The organism is Kitasatospora sp. NPDC059160, assembly GCF_042755465.1.
Classification (GTDB): Bacteria; Actinomycetota; Actinomycetes; order Streptomycetales; family Streptomycetaceae; genus Kitasatospora.
Window position 1 is genome coordinate 26251 of the sequence record NZ_JBHZCN010000080.1, and the last position, 19007, is coordinate 45257.

General features: G+C 75.6%; 20 protein-coding genes and 1 pseudogene. 13 read left to right on the plus strand and 8 right to left on the minus strand.

What is annotated here, in order from left to right; all coding sequences use genetic code 11:
- Window positions 1–153: 153 nt before the first annotated feature.
- Together ACFXOZ_RS29615 and ACFXOZ_RS29620 are read right to left on the minus strand one after the other, a co-directional pair.
- Complete coding sequence (locus tag ACFXOZ_RS29615; protein ID WP_380593304.1) at window positions 154–954, minus strand: DUF6215 domain-containing protein; 801 nt, start codon at window positions 952–954, stop codon at window positions 154–156.
- 63 nt (window positions 955–1017) lie between these two features.
- Window positions 1018–1389 carry a hypothetical protein gene (locus ACFXOZ_RS29620; RefSeq protein ID WP_380593305.1) on the minus strand — a complete coding sequence of 124 codons (372 nt, stop codon included), beginning with the start codon at window positions 1387–1389 and terminating at the stop codon, window positions 1018–1020.
- A 144-nt stretch (window positions 1390–1533) separates the two neighbouring features.
- Here ACFXOZ_RS29620 and ACFXOZ_RS29625 point away from each other — a divergent pair, with 144 nt between their 5' ends.
- The 5 genes from ACFXOZ_RS29625 (at window position 1534) to ACFXOZ_RS29645 (ending at window position 6477) form a co-directional block, all read left to right on the plus strand.
- Window positions 1534–1851, plus strand: a complete 318-nt coding sequence (locus tag ACFXOZ_RS29625) for an ArsR/SmtB family transcription factor (RefSeq protein WP_375889894.1) — start codon at window positions 1534–1536, stop codon at window positions 1849–1851.
- A gap of 91 nt (window positions 1852–1942) precedes the next feature.
- Window positions 1943–3397 carry a protein kinase gene (locus tag ACFXOZ_RS29630; protein ID WP_380593306.1) on the plus strand — a complete coding sequence of 485 codons (1455 nt, stop codon included), beginning with the start codon at window positions 1943–1945 and terminating at the stop codon, window positions 3395–3397.
- A gap of 167 nt (window positions 3398–3564) precedes the next feature.
- On the plus strand, window positions 3565–4254 hold the full coding sequence (locus ACFXOZ_RS29635) for an alpha/beta hydrolase (protein ID WP_380524842.1): 690 nt from the start codon (window positions 3565–3567) through the stop codon (window positions 4252–4254).
- Window positions 4255–4445: 191 nt separating this feature from the next.
- A complete protein-coding gene (locus tag ACFXOZ_RS29640; RefSeq protein ID WP_380593307.1) occupies window positions 4446–5093 on the plus strand; it encodes a hypothetical protein in 648 nt (215 codons plus the stop codon).
- A gap of 178 nt (window positions 5094–5271) precedes the next feature.
- Window positions 5272–6477: a serine hydrolase domain-containing protein gene (locus ACFXOZ_RS29645; RefSeq protein WP_380593308.1), complete on the plus strand. Its 1206-nt coding sequence runs from the start codon at window positions 5272–5274 to the stop codon at window positions 6475–6477.
- Window positions 6478–6518: 41 nt separating this feature from the next.
- On the opposite strand, the gene ACFXOZ_RS29650 is transcribed toward ACFXOZ_RS29645, so the two are convergent.
- Window positions 6519–7442, minus strand: coding sequence for a helix-turn-helix domain-containing protein (locus ACFXOZ_RS29650; RefSeq protein WP_380593309.1), 924 nt, complete (start codon window positions 7440–7442; stop codon window positions 6519–6521).
- Window positions 7443–7521: 79 nt separating this feature from the next.
- Here ACFXOZ_RS29650 and ACFXOZ_RS29655 point away from each other — a divergent pair, with 79 nt between their 5' ends.
- The 7 genes from ACFXOZ_RS29655 (at window position 7522) to ACFXOZ_RS29685 (ending at window position 11473) form a co-directional block, all read left to right on the plus strand.
- A complete protein-coding gene (locus tag ACFXOZ_RS29655) occupies window positions 7522–8403 on the plus strand; it encodes an alpha/beta fold hydrolase (protein WP_380593310.1) in 882 nt (293 codons plus the stop codon).
- An 88-nt stretch (window positions 8404–8491) separates the two neighbouring features.
- Window positions 8492–8848 carry a DUF6204 family protein gene (locus tag ACFXOZ_RS29660; RefSeq protein WP_375889906.1) on the plus strand — a complete coding sequence of 119 codons (357 nt, stop codon included), beginning with the start codon at window positions 8492–8494 and terminating at the stop codon, window positions 8846–8848.
- A gap of 72 nt (window positions 8849–8920) precedes the next feature.
- Entirely contained in the window at window positions 8921–9466 is a 546-nt protein-coding gene (locus tag ACFXOZ_RS29665) for a MarR family transcriptional regulator (RefSeq protein WP_380593311.1), read from the plus strand.
- A 78-nt stretch (window positions 9467–9544) separates the two neighbouring features.
- Complete coding sequence (locus ACFXOZ_RS29670; RefSeq protein ID WP_380524836.1) at window positions 9545–9676, plus strand: hypothetical protein; 132 nt, start codon at window positions 9545–9547, stop codon at window positions 9674–9676.
- Complete coding sequence (locus ACFXOZ_RS29675) at window positions 9673–10005, plus strand: sulfurtransferase TusA family protein (protein WP_380524835.1); 333 nt, start codon at window positions 9673–9675, stop codon at window positions 10003–10005. Before ACFXOZ_RS29670 ends, ACFXOZ_RS29675 begins: the two co-directional genes overlap by 4 nt.
- Before the next feature lie 58 nt (window positions 10006–10063).
- Entirely contained in the window at window positions 10064–10990 is a 927-nt protein-coding gene (locus tag ACFXOZ_RS29680; RefSeq protein WP_380593312.1) for a polysaccharide deacetylase family protein, read from the plus strand.
- Window positions 10991–11020: 30 nt separating this feature from the next.
- Entirely contained in the window at window positions 11021–11473 is a 453-nt protein-coding gene (locus ACFXOZ_RS29685) for a hypothetical protein (RefSeq protein WP_375889914.1), read from the plus strand.
- Here the strand turns inward: ACFXOZ_RS29685 and ACFXOZ_RS29690 are convergent.
- The 4 genes from ACFXOZ_RS29690 to def all read right to left on the minus strand — a co-directional run bounded on the left by ACFXOZ_RS29690 (window position 11436) and on the right by def (window position 15710).
- Window positions 11436–12527: a MerR family transcriptional regulator gene (locus tag ACFXOZ_RS29690; RefSeq protein WP_380593313.1), complete on the minus strand. Its 1092-nt coding sequence runs from the start codon at window positions 12525–12527 to the stop codon at window positions 11436–11438. The genes ACFXOZ_RS29685 and ACFXOZ_RS29690 overlap by 38 nt on opposite strands.
- A gap of 124 nt (window positions 12528–12651) precedes the next feature.
- Window positions 12652–14100: an RsmB/NOP family class I SAM-dependent RNA methyltransferase gene (locus ACFXOZ_RS29695; RefSeq protein WP_380593314.1), complete on the minus strand. Its 1449-nt coding sequence runs from the start codon at window positions 14098–14100 to the stop codon at window positions 12652–12654.
- An 88-nt stretch (window positions 14101–14188) separates the two neighbouring features.
- Entirely contained in the window at window positions 14189–15127 is a 939-nt protein-coding gene (gene fmt, locus ACFXOZ_RS29700) for a methionyl-tRNA formyltransferase (RefSeq protein ID WP_380524830.1), read from the minus strand.
- A 37-nt stretch (window positions 15128–15164) separates the two neighbouring features.
- A complete protein-coding gene (gene def, locus ACFXOZ_RS29705) occupies window positions 15165–15710 on the minus strand; it encodes a peptide deformylase (protein WP_375889921.1) in 546 nt (181 codons plus the stop codon).
- A 256-nt stretch (window positions 15711–15966) separates the two neighbouring features.
- On the opposite strand from def, the pseudogene ACFXOZ_RS29710 reads away from it, so the two are divergent.
- Window positions 15967–16312 (plus strand): annotated as a pseudogene (locus ACFXOZ_RS29710) (hypothetical protein); the annotation flags it as partial.
- 442 nt (window positions 16313–16754) lie between these two features.
- Here the strand turns inward: ACFXOZ_RS29710 and ACFXOZ_RS29715 are convergent.
- Window positions 16755–18839 (minus strand): primosomal protein N', encoded by a 2085-nt coding sequence (locus ACFXOZ_RS29715; protein WP_380593315.1) that lies wholly within the window; start codon window positions 18837–18839, stop codon window positions 16755–16757.
- Between the last annotated feature and the right edge of the window lie 168 nt (window positions 18840–19007).

Genomic DNA, 19007 nt, shown 5'->3' on the forward strand with positions numbered 1-19007 from the left:
CATCGGATCGTCGCAGAACGGGGCAAGATCCTGAACAAAGAGCAGGGAAAACCACGTCCTTCCCTGCACATGGGAGGCCCGGACCGGCGCGATCGTGACGAATCGCGCCCCACCGCCCCACCAGCCGCCCACACCTGCGGCGCTTACGACCGGTCAGCCCGCCGCCCAGCCCGGGAGGCCCGGCAGCACCGCCTCGGCGAGGCGGTAGAGGGCGGCGTCGTCGATCGGCAGCGAGTCCTTGCGCCAGGCACTCACCTCGAAGCTGCCGCCCGTCCCGTCCGGGTTCTTCGCGACGGCGAGCGCGTGGGCGGGGGCGCCGGTGCCCGCGGTGGACTTGCCGCCGCCGAGGGCGAAGGAGAACGTCATCGTGGGGGTGCGGTAGAACATCGCCTTGTGCCCGAGGACGGGTGCGCGCGGGTCCGCCGGCGGGTACAGCCGGGCGTAGTCGTCCACGTCGACGTACGCGCTGTCGGCGAGCTGGACGTAGAGCTCGCCGAACTGCACCTCCGCCGCACCGTAGGCGTCCTTGTCCAGGGCCGACCCGCCGCTCAGCGTCATCCCGGCCTGCGCCACCAGCACCCGCTCCTTCGGCACGCCCATCAGCACCGGCAGGTCGGGGCGGTTGAGCGCGGCGCACAGCGCGGGGTACCTGGCCGAGTCCGTCGGCTTCGCCGGACTGCACTTCGCCGGCGTGTTGCTCGGCCCGAAGCCCCGGCCGTCCCCGGTCAGGTACCAGAGGCCGGCGAACAGCGCCCCCACCAGGACGACCGCGAGGGCGACCTGCACGCCCACCCGCGGCGCCCGGCCGTCGGCTCCAGGGCCGGGGCCGGGGCCGACGCCGGGTTCTGCCTCCGCCTCAGACCCTGCCTCCGGCCCGGGTTCCGCCTCCGGCTCCGGCTCCGGCTCCGGCCCGGTGCTGCCGGCCTCCACGATTCCCCCACGATCACCAGTCACCGGCGGACCCTACCCCCGGAAACGCCCGTCCGCACCGGCAATTTCCCCGGCCCCGACGTCGCGTCAGTCCGCGAAGACCGGCCGGTCCTTCACGAACTCGACGTACTCGAACACCGCCCCGCCCGGGTGCCGGACGGTCGCGTTGCGGCCGGTCGGCACCTCGTTGGGGCCGTCCAGCAGTTCGCCCCCCAGGGTGGCCAGCAGGGGCCCGAGGCCGTCCAGGTCGTCGACCAGCAGCGTGCTCTGCACCCTGCGGAAGCGCGCCACCGCCTCCTCCGGGCCCGCGACGACCAGCAGACCGCCGATCCGCGCGACCTCCACCCCGGCGTACGGGAAGCGCAACCCCTCGCGCTCGCCGGTGAGTTCGCGCAGCGTGGGCAGGGCGGCCTCCAGGTCGTCCACGTAGACCCGGGCCAGCGTCTCCAGCACCTTCATCGTCACAACCTCCGGAGGATCCACTCGACCACCAAGATCAGTTCGGCTTTCCCGAACTGTCGAACTGAGATACTAGACAGCGCGCCGCCCCACCGCCAGGGCCGGCCGGAGCCACCGAGGAACCCGAGGAACCCGAGGACCCAGATGCGGACCCTGCCCCAGCCCCACCCCGAGGACTTCGACCTCGCCACCGTCCTGCACGCCCTCGGCGACCCGGTCCGGCTCGAACTCGTCCGCCGCCTCGCCGAGGAGGGCGAGACCACCTGCAGCCCCGAGGGGCTCACCGTCCCCAAGTCGACCCTCTCCAACCACTGGCGGATCCTGCGCGAGGCCGGCCTGGTCACCGTCCGCACCAGCGGCAAGGCCCGCCTGGTCACGCTCCGCCGCGACGCGCTCGACGCCCGCCTCCCCGGCCTGCTCGGCGCCGTCCTGGACGAGCTGACGCCCGCCCGCGCCGGGTGACGAACGCCCGTGCCCCCGGGGTAGGTTGAAACGGACCGGGGCACGGCCGCCGGAGCGGGGCACGGGCGCCGGAGCGCGGAAGGGGCGGGGGATGCAGCCGGGCGAGGTACTCGACGGGCGGTACGAACTGGTCGAGCAGATCGGCGAGGGCGCCTTCGGCGCGGTCTGGAAGGCCCGCGACGCGCGCATCCGACGCCTCGTCGCCGTCAAGGTGCTGCTCCCCGGTGCCACCGGTGGTGCCGGCTCCGGAAAGGACGCCGCCCGGTTCGCCCGGGAGGTGGCCACCGCCGGCGCGCTCAACCACCCGTCCATCGTCACCGTGCACGACTTCGGGCAGCACCGCACCGCCGACCGCCCGGTGTTCTTCCTGGTCATGGAGCTGCTCGACGGCGCCCCACTCAGCCGCCACCTGGCCGCCGGGCCGCCACCGCTGCCCCTGGCCCTCGACTGGGCCGCCCAGATCGCCGGGGCACTGGCCACCGCGCACCGGGCCGGGGTCGTCCACCGGGACGTCAAACCGGCCAACGTGATGGTCCAGTCCGCCGGTGCGGTCAAGGTGGTCGACTTCGGCATCGCCCGCACCGGCACCGCCGACGACGGCGTCACCAGCACCAACGTGATCGTCGGCACCCCCGCCTACATGGCCCCCGAGCGCTTCGAGAACCGCGCCCTCGACGCCCGCTCCGACCTCTACGCCTTCGGCTGCCTGCTGCACGAAGTCCTCACCGGCCGCCCGCCGTTCAGCGGCACCCTGTACGAGCTGATCCGGATGCACGGCGAGGTCCCGCCGACCGCCCCCGGCGCCCTGCGGCCCGGACTGCCGGCCGAACTCGACGCCCTGGTGCTGGACCTGCTCGCCAAGGACCCGGCCCACCGACCGGCCGACGCCGGCGGCGTCGCCGAACGCCTGCGCCGGATCGCCGAATTGCCGCGGACCGCCGGGCACCGGCCCACCCTCCTGGACGCCCGCACCGCCGAACCGGACCCGTACGTCCTGGCCCGGCGCCAGGAGGCGGACGCCCTGCTCGACCGCGCCCGCACGGAAGTCGCCCGGCTCCGCGAGCAGTTCGAGGCCGAGGCCGCCTTCCTCCGCCGCCAGGCCGAGCAGGACATGGCCGAGATCCGGACCCTCACCGAGTCCGCGGCGCAGCAGATCATCGCCGACGCCCGGGCCCGCGGCGAGCAGCTCGAACGCGAATCCGCCGCCCGGGCCGCGGCCGGCCTCCAGCAGCTCGGCGGGAGCGAGCAGCGCGGCGGAACCGAGCAGCGCGACGACCTGCTGAGCCGCCAGGCCGACAAGCTCCGCGGCGACGCCGAGCAGCTGCGGCACAGCGTGGACAACGCCCGGCGGCAGGCCTCGGACTTCCTGGCCGACGCGGCGGCCAAGGTCGGGCTCGGCCCGGCCCCGGAGCCCCGGCAGCAGCCGATCGCCCCGCCCGCACAGCAGCGGCGGCGGCTCCCGAGCGTGCAGGAGCTGCTCGGGAACCGCTCCCGGGCGGCCGGGCGGAACGGGTCGGGGGCGGACCGCGAGCGGCCCGGCGAGTAGACCAACTCCCGCCCGTACCCGGGTGAGCGGCTGGACCCCGCGGGCGCTCCTCACGCACCGCGACCCGCCGCCGGAACCGTAGAATCCGGCTGTCCCCATCCGGACACCACCACCCCAGACCGTCACCCCCGACCGTCACCCCCGACCGTCCACCAGGAAGGACCGGCGTGTTCCGAGCGCAGCGCCCGCACACCGCACAGCTCACCCCGTGGGAGGGCGACGGACCGGTCTCCGGCGTCGCCCTGCTGCTGCCCGGCGGGTTCCTCCGGAGCAAGCGCGGACCACTGCGGATCGCCGAACTCGGCCTCCAGGGTCTCGCCACCGAACTCACCGACCGCGGCCGTCCACACGGGCTGGCGGTGCACCTGCTGCACTACCGCTACAGCGGCTGGAACGGCGCCGACGCCGACACCGCGGTCGACACCCGCTGGGCGCTCGACGAACTCGACCGCCGCTACCCGGGCGTGCCGGTGCTGCTCATCGGCAACTCGCTCGGCGGGCGGGCCGCGTTCTGGTGCGCGGGGCACCCGAACGTCGTCGGGGTGGCCGGGCTCGCCCCCTGGCTACCCACCGGCGACCGGGTCGACCAGCTCGCCGGGCGGCGGGTACTGATCGTGCACGGCACCGCCGACCACAGCGCGGCCAACGCCGCCCAGTCCCTGGAGTACGCGCTGCGCGCCCGGGAGGTCGCGCCCGACCTCGCGCGGTACGAGGTGCCCGGCGGGAGCCACTACCTGGTCCGGCAGAGCGCCGACATCAATGCGCTGATCACGGACTTCGCCCTCACGGTGCTGGGCGCCGAGGCCGCGCCGCTGGCGACGGGTGCGGTCTGCACCCGGCTGCCGGCCCGGGCGTAGCCGGGGGCGGGCTCCCAGGCCGTCCGGCGTCCGGCCCGGCCCGGCCCGGCCCGGCCGATCGGCAGGGCCGGACGCCGAACCCGGTGGATCGGTTATGCCGATCGGCACATGTGGGGAGAGGGTCCCGGCGGCCAGTCTTGGAGTCACCGAGACGGCGGCCACCGGGGCCGCCGGAGAAGGGGGTCTCCACCGTGTTCCGCTTCGCCCGTACCTTCCGCAAGGTCTCCGCCCGGGCCGCCCTCGCGGCGCTCGCCCTCGTGGCGCTCACCGCACCGGCCCCGGCGGGTGCGACCCCCTCCACCGCCCTTTCCGCCGCCCCTTCCACCGACCCCACCGCCACCCTCACCGCCCGGGTCAGTGGATCCGGCCGGATCCACTACGCCCCCCGCCCGGACGACGAGATCCGCTTCACGGTCGACGCCGTGGCCGCCCCCGGCAGCCGGCCCCTCCCCGGCATCCCGCACGGTCTGCCCACCGACGCCCGGGGCACCGTCCACTTCTCCCACCGCGTGGTCGGGACCGGCGAGGTCCACCAGGCCGACGCCGCGGTCGACTGCCTCGCCACCGGCGGCCCCGTCGCCACCCTGACGGCCGTGATCACCAAGTCCGACGCCATGCCGGTCGGGCAGCGAATAGGCCTGAGCATCTACGACGCCCCCGGCCACGGGCGGGACCGCCTCGGCTTCTCCTGGGGCGTGGGCAACGTGGACGTGGACAAGGACGGCAAGCCCTACCAGCCCGTCGTGGGCACCTGCATGGCGCTGGCCCCCTTCGCCCCCGTCACCAGCGGCGGCTTCACGGTCCACTCCGTCGAACTGCCCACCCCGTCCGGCCCCTGACCCGGCCCGAAGCAGCTGCCGTGCCGGTGGCCGCTGTCCTGGGCAGCCGTCTGCACCAGCGCGTACCGGACCCGCCCGCACGCTCCCGAGGCGAAAGGAACTGACCGACCGTCACCCCGCGTCCCCCTCCAAGGCTGCCACCGCAGAACCCGCCCGCCCCACCAGCCCCGGAGCACCCATGCCCATCGCCCAGCGCACCGCCCTCGCCCTCGGCGGCCTGCTCCTCGCCGCCACGCCAACGGCCGCCCTGGCCGACGACACCGCGCCCCGGGGCGGCCCCGACCGAGCCGCCCTCAACGCCGCCATAGCCACCCGACCAGGGGATCCCACCGCGGGTGCGCTCGCCCGGGTGACGGTCGACGGTCGGACCTGGCGCGGCACGGCCGACGACCGAGTGAGCGGGCAGCCGGTCGCCCCGAACGCCGCCTTCCGGATCGGCAGCATCAACAAGACCTTCGTCGCCGCCGTGGTGCTCCAGCTCGCCGCCGAGCAGCGGATCGACCTGGACGGCACCGTCCAGCAGTACCTGCCCGGGGTGCTGCCCGACGGGGCGAACGGCAGCCCGGTCTACCCGGCGGTCACCGTCCGCCAACTCCTCGACCACACCAGCGGGCTGCCACAGGCCGTGGAGGGCCCGGCCGGAGTCAAGGACGGCGACAACGACGGCCTGATCGCCCAGCGCTTCGGGGTCGAGACCTTCGACGAGGTCGTCCAGCGCACCCTGCGGCCCACCGACCGGCCCTGGCCCGTACCGACCACGCCGGGCGCCGAGCAGGAGTACAACAACTTCAACTACCGCCTGGCCGGCCTGCTCATCGAACACGTGACGGGCCACCCGCTCCAGCAGGAGGTGACCACCCGCATCCTCGAACCCCTCCACCTGCGGCACACCGAACTGACCGGGGGCGCGCCGCAGATGCCCGAACCGCACCTGGCCGGATACCTCGACAGCAACGCCGGCGTCCCGACGGACGTCTCCGAGCAGGGCGGCAACTCCGAATCGATGGTCTCCACCCCGGCCGACCTGGACCGCTTCCTGCGCGCCCTGTTCGACGGCGAGCTCCTGCCCCCGCAGCAACGGCACGACCTGTTCGCCCTGCCGCACGACGCCTCCGGGCATCTGCTGCCCTACCGCGGCACCGGGGACTGCCAGTTGGGGCCGGACAAGGGCAAGGCCTGCTACAGCGCCGGGCTGCTGTCCCTCCCACTGTCGGACGGCACCGTGGTCTGGGGGAAGACCGGGCACGATCTCGGCTACTCCGGAGGCGTGTTCGCCACCGCGGACCTGCGCAAGCGCCTGGTCTACTCCGTCGGCTCCAGCGGTGGCACGCCGCCCCAGGCCCTGCGCCTGGCCGCCACTGTCTTCGGCCCCTTCGCCCGCTGACCTTCGTCAACGCGACCTTCATCAACGCTTCCCCCACCGGTTCAACGCCCGGCCGCGGCCTCGCGCCAGCGGCCGGGCGACTCCCCGGCGAGCCGTCGGAAGAAGGCGGCGAAGTTGGCGGCGTCGTCGAAGCCGACCCGCTCCGCGCACCGGGCCAGCGGCAGGTCCGTGTGCGCCAACAGCCGCTCGGCCTCCAGCAGGATGCGCTCGTCCAGGAAGCGCTTCGCCCCGAGCCCACTGGCCGCACGGCTCGCCCGGGTCAAGGTCCGCACGGTGCAGCCGAGTTCGCGGGCGTAGTCGGCGACGTGGTGCCGCCGGGCGAAGCCCTCCTCGACCGCCGCACGGTACCGCCGGAAGACCTCCCGGTCGCCGGCCGCCGCCGACGGCCGCAGCGCCTCGGGCGGGCCCGCCCGGAGCAGCAGCGCCGCCAGCAGGTGCCCGAGCAACGCCCTGGAGAAGGGCTCCTCCCGGGCCACCGCAGCCGCGTGCTCCCGCGCCAGGTGCTCGACCCCGGCCAGCACCAACCCCCAGTCCTCCTGGTCCACCTGCCAGCAGGACGCCCCGAACGCGGCAACCCCGGCAGCCCCGGCCACCCCAGCTGCCCCAGCCACCCCAGCTGCCTCGGCTACCCCGACCGCTCCCGCCAGGACCTCCGGCTCGAACAGCACCAGCGGCCCGTCCACCCCGTCGACCTCCGCCCACCGGTGCACCACACCCGGGCGGATCCAGACTACGCTCCGCTCCCCCAGCGGGTGGTCGACGAAGTCCGCCACCTGCCGGCCGCGGCCCGACCGCACCAGCGCCAGCACATGGAAGTCCGGCCGCTGCGGCCGCTCCCGGCGCCGGGCCCGGTCCATCCGGCGCAGTCGCTCGAAGCTCAGCACCTCCACCCCGAACCCCGCCGACCCGGCCTCCGGGCTGTACCGCACCTGCCGGATCCCGGGCACGTGTCCGCTTTCCACCATCACCGTGCACCTTTCGACCGGGCCTCAGGCCCACTCCTGACCGTAGCCTCCGAGGAGTACCCCTCCCGAGGAGACCACCATGCTGCCGGAATCCACCATCCACCCCGCCCCTGCCTCTGCCCTTCCCCACACCCCCGTCCCTATCCCCGTCCCCGTCCCCGTCCCCGTCCCCGTCGACGGCGGCACCCTCCAGGCCCAGCGCCAGGGGCGGGGCGGCCCCACCCTGGTCCTCGCCCACTACTGGGGCGGCTCGGCCCGCACCTGGGACGCGTTCGTCGGCCACCTGCCGCCCGAGCGCAGCACCGTGCGCTACGACCAGCGCGGCTGGGGCCGGTCCCGCGCGCTGCCCGGCCCGTACCACCTGGAACAGCTCGCCGAGGACCTCCTCGCCGTCACCCGCCGGCTCGACCTGGAGCACTTCGTCCTGGTCGGCCACTCCATGGGCGGCAAGGTGTGCCAACTCGCCGCCGCGCGGCGGCCGGAGGGCCTGGCCGGGCTCGTCCTGGTCGCCCCCGCCCCACCGCGGCCGGCCCCCACCGCCACCCTCGACCACCGGCAGGCGCTCGCCCGCGCCTACGACTCGCCGCAGTCCGCGGGCCATGCCCTCGACCACGTCCTGACCGCCGCCCCGCTGCCTCCGGAGCTCCGCGCCGCCGCCGTCCAGGACAGCCTGGCCGCCGACGTCCCGGCCCGCGAGGAGTGGCCGCTGCACGGCCTCGCCACCGACATCAGCGCCGCCAGTGCCCGGATCCGGATACCCACCTTGGTCCTGACGGGCCGACACGACCGGGTCGAGCCGGCGGACCTGCTCCGCACCCATCTGCTCCCCCACCTCCCGCCCGCCCGCCTCACGGTCGTCCCGGACGCCGGCCACCTGCTCCCGCTGGAAGCGCCCGCCGCCCTCGCCGACGCCGTCGAGTCCTTCACGGCAGGCCTCCCCACCCCGGCCGACCACCGGTGACCCGACCCGTCCCCGACCCTCCCGCCCTTTCCCCTCGACCGCGAAATCGCATTGGCGGTCCGCCACCTCCACTGCCTATCGTCGGGGCATGACCACCCGAACCTTCCGCATCATGGTGCGCGGCGTCTTCGACGGGCTCAGCGACGAGCAGCGCGCCGAGCTCCTCGCCGCCGCCCCCGAGCACGACGTGCTGCACGCCGCCTTCACCCGCGAGGGCCACCTCAGCTACGACCTCGCCGCACGCACCGCCTTCACCTTCCGCTTCCTGGACGAGGGCGAGGCCGAGGAGGACATCCTGGAGGCCACCGAGCGGGCCGAACAGGTCGCGCAGTCCTGGCTGACGGACCGCGGCTACGGCTACAAGAACCTCCGCTCCCAGGCCGAGGACCTCTCCCAGGCGCCACTGGGCAAGCGCCAACGCCGAGCCGCCAACACCACCGGCTGACCGACCCCCTCCCTCTGCCACCTCCTTGACGGCTCCGCCCGTGCATATACTTGAGCAGTCAAGGAGGTGGCAATGACAAACCCCACGAGCCCCAGCCCCGGCCCCAGCACCCGTCCCAGCCCCAGCACCAACCCCGTCCCGAGCCCCGACACCACCCCCCGCCCCGACCCGCTCGACACCGCACTACGCCTGGTCCGCGCCCAGACCGCCGTGGTCAAGCGCTTCGACGCGAGCCTCAGCGGCCTGCACGGCGTGAGCCTGTCCGACTTCACCCTGCTGCTGCACCTCGCCCAGGCCCCCGGCGGCCGGATGCGCCGGGTCGACCTCGCCGAGGCCCTCGGCCTCACCGCCTCCGGCGTCACCCGCGGCCTCGCCCCGCTGGAGCGGATCGGCCTGGTGACCCGCGAGGCCGCCGCCCGCGACGCCCGGGTCGCGTACGCCGCCCTCACCCCGACCGGTCGCGAGCGGCTCGCCGAGATGCTGTACACCGCCCGCCAGATCGCCACCGAGCACTTCGCCGCCGACCAGTGGAGCGGCGAGGACCTCACCCGGCTCTCCGCCCTGCTCACCCGCCTCGGCGGCACCGCCCCCGAACACCGCCACATCCCGAAGCCCTAGGCTGGACCCGAAACACCGGCACCACGGCCACCACCAGCCCTACCCGCACCACGCCTCACCTCCGCGAAGGGCACCACCATGACCCGCACTCCCGGCCCGCCGCCCGGCGCGGCGCCGCGCCGGGAGCCCGCCCTCGCCGAGGTCCACGTCTTCGAGGAGGGCGACCTGCCCCGCCGCCTCCGGCGCATCACCCAGGAGATCCCCCGATGACCACCCCCGACGACGCTGTCCGCCCCGCCGCCGACGGTACGGCCCCCGAGCTCACCGTCGACGGCACCGGCCTGCTCTGCGTCCAACTCCTGCTCCGCCTGCGCAAGCAGATCGCCCACCTCCCGGCCGGGGCCGTGGTCCACATCCTGACGACCGATCCGGCCGCCCCGCTCGACCTGCCCGCCTGGTGCCACCTGACCGGCCATGAGTACCTCGGCCCGGTCCCCTCCCCGGCGCCGGACCACGACGTGTACGCCCTGCGCCTCACCTCCGCCCCCGTCCAGACCCGCCCCGACCGCCCGTGGCACCCCACCCCCACGACAGACTGAGCCCGACCGAGCGGAAATCCCCGCGCGCCGGCCGCCCCTCCCGGTGAAGACTGCCCCCATGCCCACCGCAGTCCCCGCCCCGGACGGTCCGCGCGCCAACCAGCTCCTCGGCCATCCTCCCGAGGCCCGCCTCCTGCTGCTCAACTGCGACGACCTCGGCCTGGACGAGTCCGTCAACCTCGCCGTGATCGAGGCGGTCCGCCAGGGCATCGCCGCCTCCGCCAGCCTGATGACCCCCTGTCACGCCGCCCCGCACGCGCTCCGCCTCCTGCGCCGCCACCCGGAGATCCCCTTCGGCGTCCACCTCACCCTGGTCTGCGAGGCACCGCACCTGCGCTGGGGCCCGCTCACCGCCCGCGACCGGGTGCCCTCCCTCCTCGCGCCGGACGGCGGGTTCCACGCCCCCACCCCGGCCGGCCGGGCCGCGCTCACCGCGAACGCCCGGATCGACGACGTGGAGCGCGAGTTCCGCGCCCAGATCGACGCCGTCGGGGCGAGCGGCCTCAGCCCGACCCACCTGGACTTCCACTGCCTGGCCGACGGCGGCCGCGAGGACGTCCTCGACCTCGCCCTCGCCCTGGGCGCCGAGTACGACCTGGCGGTGCGGGTCTGGCTGCCGCCCGCCCTGGACCGGCTGCGCCAGCGCGGGCTGCCGGTGGTCGACCACGGCTTCCTCGACAGCTTCGCCGTACCGGTAGAGGACAAGCCCGCCCACTACGCCCGCCTGCTCGCGGCCCTCCCGCCGGGCCTGACCGAGTGGGCCGTCCACCCGGGCCTCGCCACCGGCCCCGACGACGGCCGGCCCGTGCGCCGCAGTGACTACGAGTTCCTGGTCTCCCCCGAGGCCCGCCGCCTGCTCGCCGAGCACGCGATCACCGTGCTCGGCTACGACGCCCTCCAGCAGGCCTGGCGGACCGCCCGCGAGCGGCCCACGCCAGGCGCCCCCGTCGGACCGGTGTGCCACGATGAGGAGAACGTAACGTAACGGCCCGGCTCCACAGGGAGGTTGACCACCATGGACTCGATCCTCAGCTGCCACTGGCACGACCAGGACGGCGCGTGGGAACTGACCGTCCGTCGCAACGGACCGGCGTGGGAGCTGTTCGCGTCCGCGCCGTTCGGTTCGGAGTCACTCCCCTTCGCCGACCCGGACGAGGTCCGCCGCCTCGCCCAGACCCTCCTCGACCTGCCCGCCGAGCCCGAGCCGTACGAGTTCGAATGGACGCTCTCCCGGACGGACTTCGCCCACACCGAGCGGGAGCGCACCCTCTTCGCGACCCTCGCCGTCGGACTGGACCCCGACGACGGCCACCGCCCGTACCTCGCCTACCAGTCCTCCCACCACCTGCGCGAGTTCGCCGCGCTCGGCCTGGAGGTGATCTGCGAGGACCCCCCGGTCGACCACCTCCGCGCCCAGGCCCACGCCTTCCTCACCAACTGCCCGGCCCCGCCACCCCTCCAGCCGTAACCCCGCCCACCCGTACGGCCCGTACCGCCTGCGCTGCCCGCACCGCCTGCACGGCCCGCACCGCCCAGTCCAGCACCTCACCCGAACTCTCCGGCGCCACCCACCCGTTGACGACCGCCAGCAACTCCAGGTACCGCTCCCGCCGGGGGTCCGCCATTGCCCGCAGTCGCCCCACCAGCCGGTCCACCAGGCACTCCACCAGCCGCTCCGGCAGCCGGGCCCGCAGCTGCTCCCCCGCCCCGGCCCTGCCCACCAACTCCGCGTACCGCTCCAGCAGGACCGCGACCACCCGCGCCGCCTCCGCCGATCCCGGCTCCACCCCCGCCGCCACCGCCGGGCCGACCGCCCTCCGCACCAGCACGGCCAGTCCGGGCCGGGGCGGTGCACCGGTCGCACCCTCCGCCGCCTCGTCCTCCGCCAGTCCGCGCAACAGCTCCCGGAACCCGTCGTCCCCGGCCAGCAGCGCCAACTCCACCCAGGCCTCGACCTGTTCGTCCGACGGCCGCTCCGGCAGCCGGGGCGTCAGCGACTCGGCCACCCCACCCCAGCACCCCTCCGCGCCGGGCACCGCAGACCCGCCGGACACCGCAGCCCCGCCGGGCACCGCGGCCGCTCCGAACACCGCGGCCAGGAACTCCCCGACCAGGCGCCCCCGTTCGTCCTCCGTCAATCGGGCCAGCCGGTGCACGAGCGTCAACTCCTCCGTGGTCGCCCCGCGCGCGGCCACCGTCCGCAGCACCGCCTGCCGCAGCCGCAGCACCCGGATCCGGACGTCCAGCGCCGCGGCGTGCGCCGCCGCGACCTCGGACAGCGCGCGCTCGCGGCCGAGCACCTGCCGGACTTCCGGCAGACCGAGCCCGAGCTCGCGCAAGGTGCGCACCAGGTCCAGGCGGGCGACGGCGTCCGCGCCGTACCGCCGGTGGCCGGCCGGGTTGCGGTCGGCCGGCGACACGATCCCCTGGTCCGAGTAGAACCGGACGGTCTTCACCGTCAGCCCGGTCCACCGGGCCAGTTCACCGATGGTGAGGAGGGTGGGGAGCGCATCGCCGTTCATGCCCACCACCCTGCCGCCTCCCCCTACAGGAGGTGCAACCCCGGCAGCCCAGGCCCCGGCAACCCCAGCAGCCCAGGCGACCCGGGCGACCTGGGCCCCCAAGGCCGCCCGGGCGACCAGTGGCTCAGGCCGTCCGCCGCAGCAGCGCCAGGTACATCGCGTCCGTCCCGTGCAGGTGCGGCCACAGCTGCACGTCCGGCCCGTCGCCGAGCGCGGGAACGCCGGGCAGCAGCGGCCGGGCGTCGATCCACTCGACCCGGCCGCCCTGCTCGCGCAGCACGTCGTCGACCACCGCCCGGGTCTCCGCGAGGTGCGGCGAGCAGGTCGCGTAGCCGACCACGCCGCCGATCCGGGTGGCCTCGATCGCCGAGCGCAGCAGGTCCCGCTGGAGCGGGCCGAAGGCCGCGACATCGGCCGGCCGGCGCCGCCAGCGCGCCTCCGGGCGGCGCCGCAGCGCGCCCAGGCCGGAGCAGGGGACGTCGACCAGCACCCGGTCGAAGCCGCCGGAGCGCCAGGCCGGGCGCGTCCCGTCGGCCGCGATCACCGTGTACGGGCCGGGGTTGCCCTCCAGCGCCCGCGCCACCAGCCGGGCCCGGTGCGGCTGCTTCTCGCTGGCGACCAGTCCCGCGCCGCGCTCCGCGGCCAGGGCGGCGAGCAGGGCGGCCTTGCCGCCCGGGCCGGCGCAGCCGTCCAGCCAGAGCCGGTCCGGGCCGTCCAGCGGCGCGCTCGCGAGCGCCAGGGCGACCAGCTGGCTGCCCTCGTCCTGGACGCCGGCCCGGTTCTCCTGGACGGCGGTCAGCGCACCGGGGTCGCCGCCCTCGGCGAGCCGCAGCGCGAACGGGGACCAGCGCCCGGGCTCGGCCTCGGGCAGCACCTCGGCCAGCTCGCCCACGGTGGTCCGGCCGGGCCGGGCGACCAGGGTGACCTCGGGCCGGGCGTTGTCGGCCCGCAGCAGTTCCTCGATCGCGGTGCGCCCGGAGGCGTCCGGCTGCCAGCGGCCGAGCGAGTCCCAGAGGGCGGAGACCACCCAGCGCGGGTGCGAGTGCACGACCGCCAGGTGGTCCTCGGCGTCCTTGTCGTACGGCGGGGCGACCCGCTCGATCCAGGCGTCCAGGTCGTGGGCGCTGATCCGGCGCAGCACGGCGTTGACGAACTTGGCCTTGCCGTCGCCGAGCACCACCCGGGCCAGCTCGACGGTCGCCGAGACGGCCGCGTGGCTGGGGATGCGGGTGGTGAGCAGCTGGTGGGCGCCGAGCGAGAGCACGTCCAGCACCGGCGGGTCGACCTTGCTCAGCGGCCGGTCGATGCAGGCGGCGATAACCGCGTCGTAGGTGCCCTGGAGCCGCAGGGTGCCGTAGACGAGTTCGGTGGCGAGGGCGGCGTCGCGCCGGTCCATGCCCTTCTGCTCGGCCTCGCGGAGCAGGGAGGGCAGGATCAGGTTGGCGTACGCGTCACGCTCGTCGACGGCGCGCAGCGCGCGGAACGCGACGATCCGGGCCGGGTCCTTCTTGGGCCGCCGGTGCGGACGGGGGGCGCGCTTGGCGCCTGCGGGGGTGTTCGGGGGCGTGCTCACAGATACCTCAAAGTGCTGCGGTGGCTATTTTTCGTACGAAACATGCGGATCGTACGGATCAAACGAACAGTAACGCCAAACCGGAGGCTCAGCCTCCGAACCGCTCCCCGGCCTCCAGCCGCGCCCCGCGCGCCCAGTCGGCGGCCCGCATCTCCTTCTTCCCCTGCGGACGCACCTCCCCCAGCTCCAGGTCGTGGGAGCCGGTGCCGACCCGCACGCTGTTCTTGCCGACCATCGCGACCTCGCCCGCTGCCAGCTCGGCCGACTCCGGCAGCAGCTTGACCGGCCCGGTGACCTTGAGCCGCTCTCCCCGGAACTCCGTCCACGCACCCGGCGCGGGCGCGCAGCCGCGCACCACCCGGTCGATCCGCAGCGCGGGGTGGGTCCAGTCGATCCGGGCGTCCTCGACGGCGATCTTCGGCGCGAGGGTGACGCCCTCGGCGGGCTGCGGCACGGCGTGCAGCGAGCCGTCCTCGATGCCGTCCATGGTGGCCGCGAGCAGCCGGGCGCCGGAGAACGAGAGCCGGGTGAGCAGGTCGCCGCTGGTGTCGCTCGGGCGGACCTCCTCGGTGATCACCCCGTAGACCGGGCCGGAGTCCAGGCCCTGCTCGATCAGGAAGGTGGAGGCGCCGGTCACCTCGTCTCCGGCCAGCACCGAGTGCTGGACGGGGGCCGCGCCGCGCCAGGCGGGCAGCAGCGAGAAGTGCAGGTTGACCCAGCCGTGCTTCGGGATCTCCAGGGTGCCGGGGCGCAGCAGCGCGCCGTAGGCGACCACCGGGCAGCAGTCGGGGGCGAGTTCGGTGAGCCGGGCGACGAAGTCCGGGTCGCTGGGCTTCGCCGGCTTGAGGACCTCGATCCCGGCCTCCTCGGCGCGCTGGGCGACGGGGCTGGCGACCAGCTTGCGCCCGCGCCCGGCGGGGGCGTCGGGGCGGGTGACCACCGCGACGACCTCGTGCCGGTCGGAGGCGATCAGCGCGTCGAGGGCGGGAACGGCGACCTCGGGGGTGCCGGCGAAGACGAGACGCATCAAGTGCCTTTCTGCATACGGGAATCGAGGAACGAACTCAGCGAGCGGAGCCGAAGGTGCTGTGCGGCGAGACCTTGACGACGGGCGCCGGCCCGGTGCCCCAGTCGGCCTCCCGGATGGCCTTCAACGCGGCCTTGCGCTGCTCCCGGTCGAGCCGGTCGATGAAGATGATGCCGTCCAGGTGGTCGGTCTCGTGCTGGATGCACCGGGCGAGCAGCTGGGTGCCCTCCAGCGTGACCGGGTCCCCGTACATGTTGAAGCCCTTGGCCACCACGCCGTACGCGCGCTTGGTGTCGTAGCGCAGTCCGGGCAGCGAGAGGCAGCCCTCCGGGCCCTCCTGCTCGTCCTCGCTGAGCGACAGGTCCGGGTTGATCAGGTGCCCGGTGACGCCGTCCACGTGGTAGGTGAACACCCGCAGCGAGACGCCGAGTTGGGGCGCGGCGAGGCCGGCGCCGGGGGCGTCGAGCATGGTGTCGGTGAGGTCGGCGACCAGCCTGCGCAGTTCCTTGTCGAAGGTGGTCACCGGCTGGGCGCTGGCCCGCAGGACGGGGTCTCCGAAGAGACGGATCGGCTGGATCGCCACGGGGTACGGGCTCCTGTCCGGACTGGGCTCGGGCTGCGGGCAACGGCTGGTTCCCGCCAAGTCTATGCAACCCGCCCGGGCGCTCCGACGGGCCGTCCTCGGACGCCCGCACCGGCTTCTGGCATATCCCGAGTCTGCCGAGCCGCGTTACCCCGGCCCCCGCTTCGGCGTTGGTCAAGAGAGATTGACCGGGGCCGGGCGCACGGGACACCGCGCCCCGGCCGAGCTGAACCGTACGGAAGGTGGCACGTAGGCCATGGCCGAGCAGATCAACCACGACGCCCGGGCGCGGGCGAGCCTGCACCTGCTGGTGCGGGACATCGAGCGGGTGAGGCGCCAGGTCGACGCGCTGCGGACGCTCACCGCCCAGCTGGGCAACGTCTACCGACCCCGCCGGCCGAGCACCTCGGCCGGCTTCGTGGTGTACGGGCGGGCGCCCGCGCCGACCGTGCGCCTGGCGCAGGAGCTGCGGGAGAGCGTGGAGACCCTGGTGGCGGCGGCGGTCGAGTTCGACCGGGCGCTGGGCTTCTCCTGGGACTCGGTGGGCTCCGCCCTCGGGGTCACCAAGCAGGCGGTCCACCGCCGTTACGGGATGCGCCGCCCGACCAGCGAACTCCTCGCCGCCAGCGGCGCCGTCCCCGGCCCCGCCCGCCCGGACCGCTCCGAGGAGCTGCCCGTCCCCGCCGAGCGCAGCGGCGGCCTGGCCGCCACCGTCCCGGCGGCCCGCCAGGGCGGCCTGGACCGCTCCAGCCTGGAGCGCAACGCCCTGGACCGCACCCCGATCGACCGCACCCCCGTCGGCACCCCCGTCGACCGGACGCCCCTCGACCGCACCCCCGTCGACCGGACGCCGCTCGACCGCACCCCCGTCGACCGCGACCGCACGCCCACCGAGCGCCCGCCGACCGGCATCCCCCTCCGCGGCTGACCACCCGCGCCGCCGACCGGGCCGCCCCGGGGCGGGGTGGCCCACTCACCCCGCCCCCGCAGGTCCGTCACCCCCGCCGGCCACCACCGGTCAGCAGCCCCCAGCCACCCCCACCGCTACCCGATGTCCGTCGGATCCACCCGCACCCGCACCGGCTCCGGCGTCCGCAGCGCGATCCGCGCGATCTGCGCCGCCTTGAGCGCCGCCGCCAGCGCGGCCCCCTGCCCGGGCGCCACCCGCAGCAGCGCCCGCTCCTGCTCCTCCCCGCGCAGCGCGGGCACCGGCACCGGGCCGAGCACGTCCGCGCCCTCCGGCAGCCGGATCAGGTTCAGCAGGTCGGCGACGGCCGCCGGGCTCCCGCTGACGGCGGCCATCCGCGACACCGGCGGGAAGTGCAGCTGCGCCCGTTCGTCCCGTTCCAGCCCGGCGTGCCCCAGCGGGTCCCAGCGGACCAGGGCCTGCACCGGCCGGGCCGAGGGCTCGGCGACCACGACGACCGTCCCGCCCTCCCCGGCGGGCCGGGCCAGGGCGGCGGCGGCCAGCCAGAGCCGCAGGGTCTCCTCCCCCGCCCGCAGGTCGGGCCGGCCGAGCAGGGCCCAGCCGTCCAGCAGCAGCACCGCCCCGTACCCGGAGCCGCCCTCGACCACCGGCTCCGCGCCCGGGGTGGAGATCACCAGCGAGGGCTCGTCCGGCACGGTGTCCAGCACCGCGTCCCGCCCCGAGGTCCGGACCGGGATCCGCGGGAACGCCTTGCCCAGTTCCTCCGCGGTGCGCCGGGCGCCGACCACCTGGGCCCGCAGCCGGAAGGAGCCGCACTCGGGGCAGTGCCAGTCGTTCTCCGCCTCCCCGCACCAGCCGCAGCTGAGCGGGGCGTCGGCCGAGGGCGCCTCCAGGGGCCCTTCGCAGCGCCGGCAGCGGGCGGGCGTGCGGCAGCGGCCGCAGGCGAGCCGGGGCACGTAGCCGCGCCGGGGCACCTGGATGAGCACCGGGTGCCCGGCCGCCAGCGACTCCCGGGCGGCCTCCCAGCCGACCGAGGGCAGCCGGGCGGCCTGGGCGGCGGCGTCCCGGTGCTGGTCCTGGTCGGTGACGGTCCGCACCCGGGGCGCGACCTGCCGCACCGTCTCCCGGTCGGCGACCAGCGGCCGGGCCCAGCCGGTGGCGACCAGCTGGGCGCCCTCCACGGTCACCGTGTGCCCGCCGAGCAGCACGGCCGCGCCCTCCTCGGCGGCGCGCAGCAGCGCCACCTCGCGCACGTGCGGGTGGGGGGCGCGCGGGTCGCTGTGGCTGCCGTCCCCGTCGGACCAGACCACGACGAGGCCGAGGTCGCGGACGGGCGCGAACATGGCGGCCCTGGTCCCGATCGCGGCGTGCACCGAGCCGCGGCTGACCGCCAGCCAGCGCCGGTAGCGCTCGCGCGGGCCGAGGTCGGCCTCCAGTGCCATGTGCATCCCGGGGCCGAGCAGCTCGGTCAGCGCCCGGTCGACCCGGGCGACCGAGCGGCGGTCCGGCAGCACGACCAGGGCGCCGCGCCCGCCGGCCAGCGTCGCCGCGACCGCCCGGGCGATCTCGTACGGCCAGCCGGGCCCCGGGAGCGCCGCCCACACCGCCCGCGGCGAGCCGCCGTCGGCCAGCGCGGTGAGGAAGTCCGGCCCGGCCGGGTAGCGCTGCCAGCCCCCGGGCGCCGGGGCCTGGGGGCGCGGCAGCGGCGCCGGGGAGGGCTCGGCCTCGGCCTTGGCGTGCCGGGGCGGCACGGCGAGCTGGAGCACGTCGGCCAGCGTCCCGGCGTACCGGTCGGCGACGGTGCGGCAGAGCCGCAGCAGCTGCGGGCTGAGCACGGGTTCGGGCGAGAGCACCTGGGCGAGCGGGGCGAGCGGGCCGGCGAAATCGCTCTTCTCCAGCCGGGCGACGATGAACCCGTCGTGCAGTTCCCCCCCCTCGCGCTGGCCCTTGACCACCCGCGCTCCGAAACGCACCCGCACCCGGACGCCCGGCTGGGCCTCCTCCGCCATCGCGGCGGGCACCTCGTAGTCGAAGAGCTTGTCGATGGTGAGCACGCCCTTGTCCACCACGACCCGGGCCACCGGCAGGTGCTCGGCCCGTTTGGCCCCGCGCCACGACCGGGGCTTGGCCCGCTTGACCGTCTCCCGGATGAACGCCAGCTGCTCCGGCTCGGCGCCCCCGTTCTCCCCTGTGCTGCTCATCGCTCCCAAGTACTACCAGGTCACACCGACAGGACGCACAAAGCGGAGCGGGGGGCCCCCCCCCCCCCCGGGGGGGGGGGGGCCCGCCCCACCGGAGCGCCGGTTCGGGCGCGAGCCAAACTTAGGGGTACACCCGGAGTGGGGGGCGCGCAGTGTAATAGGCGGAGA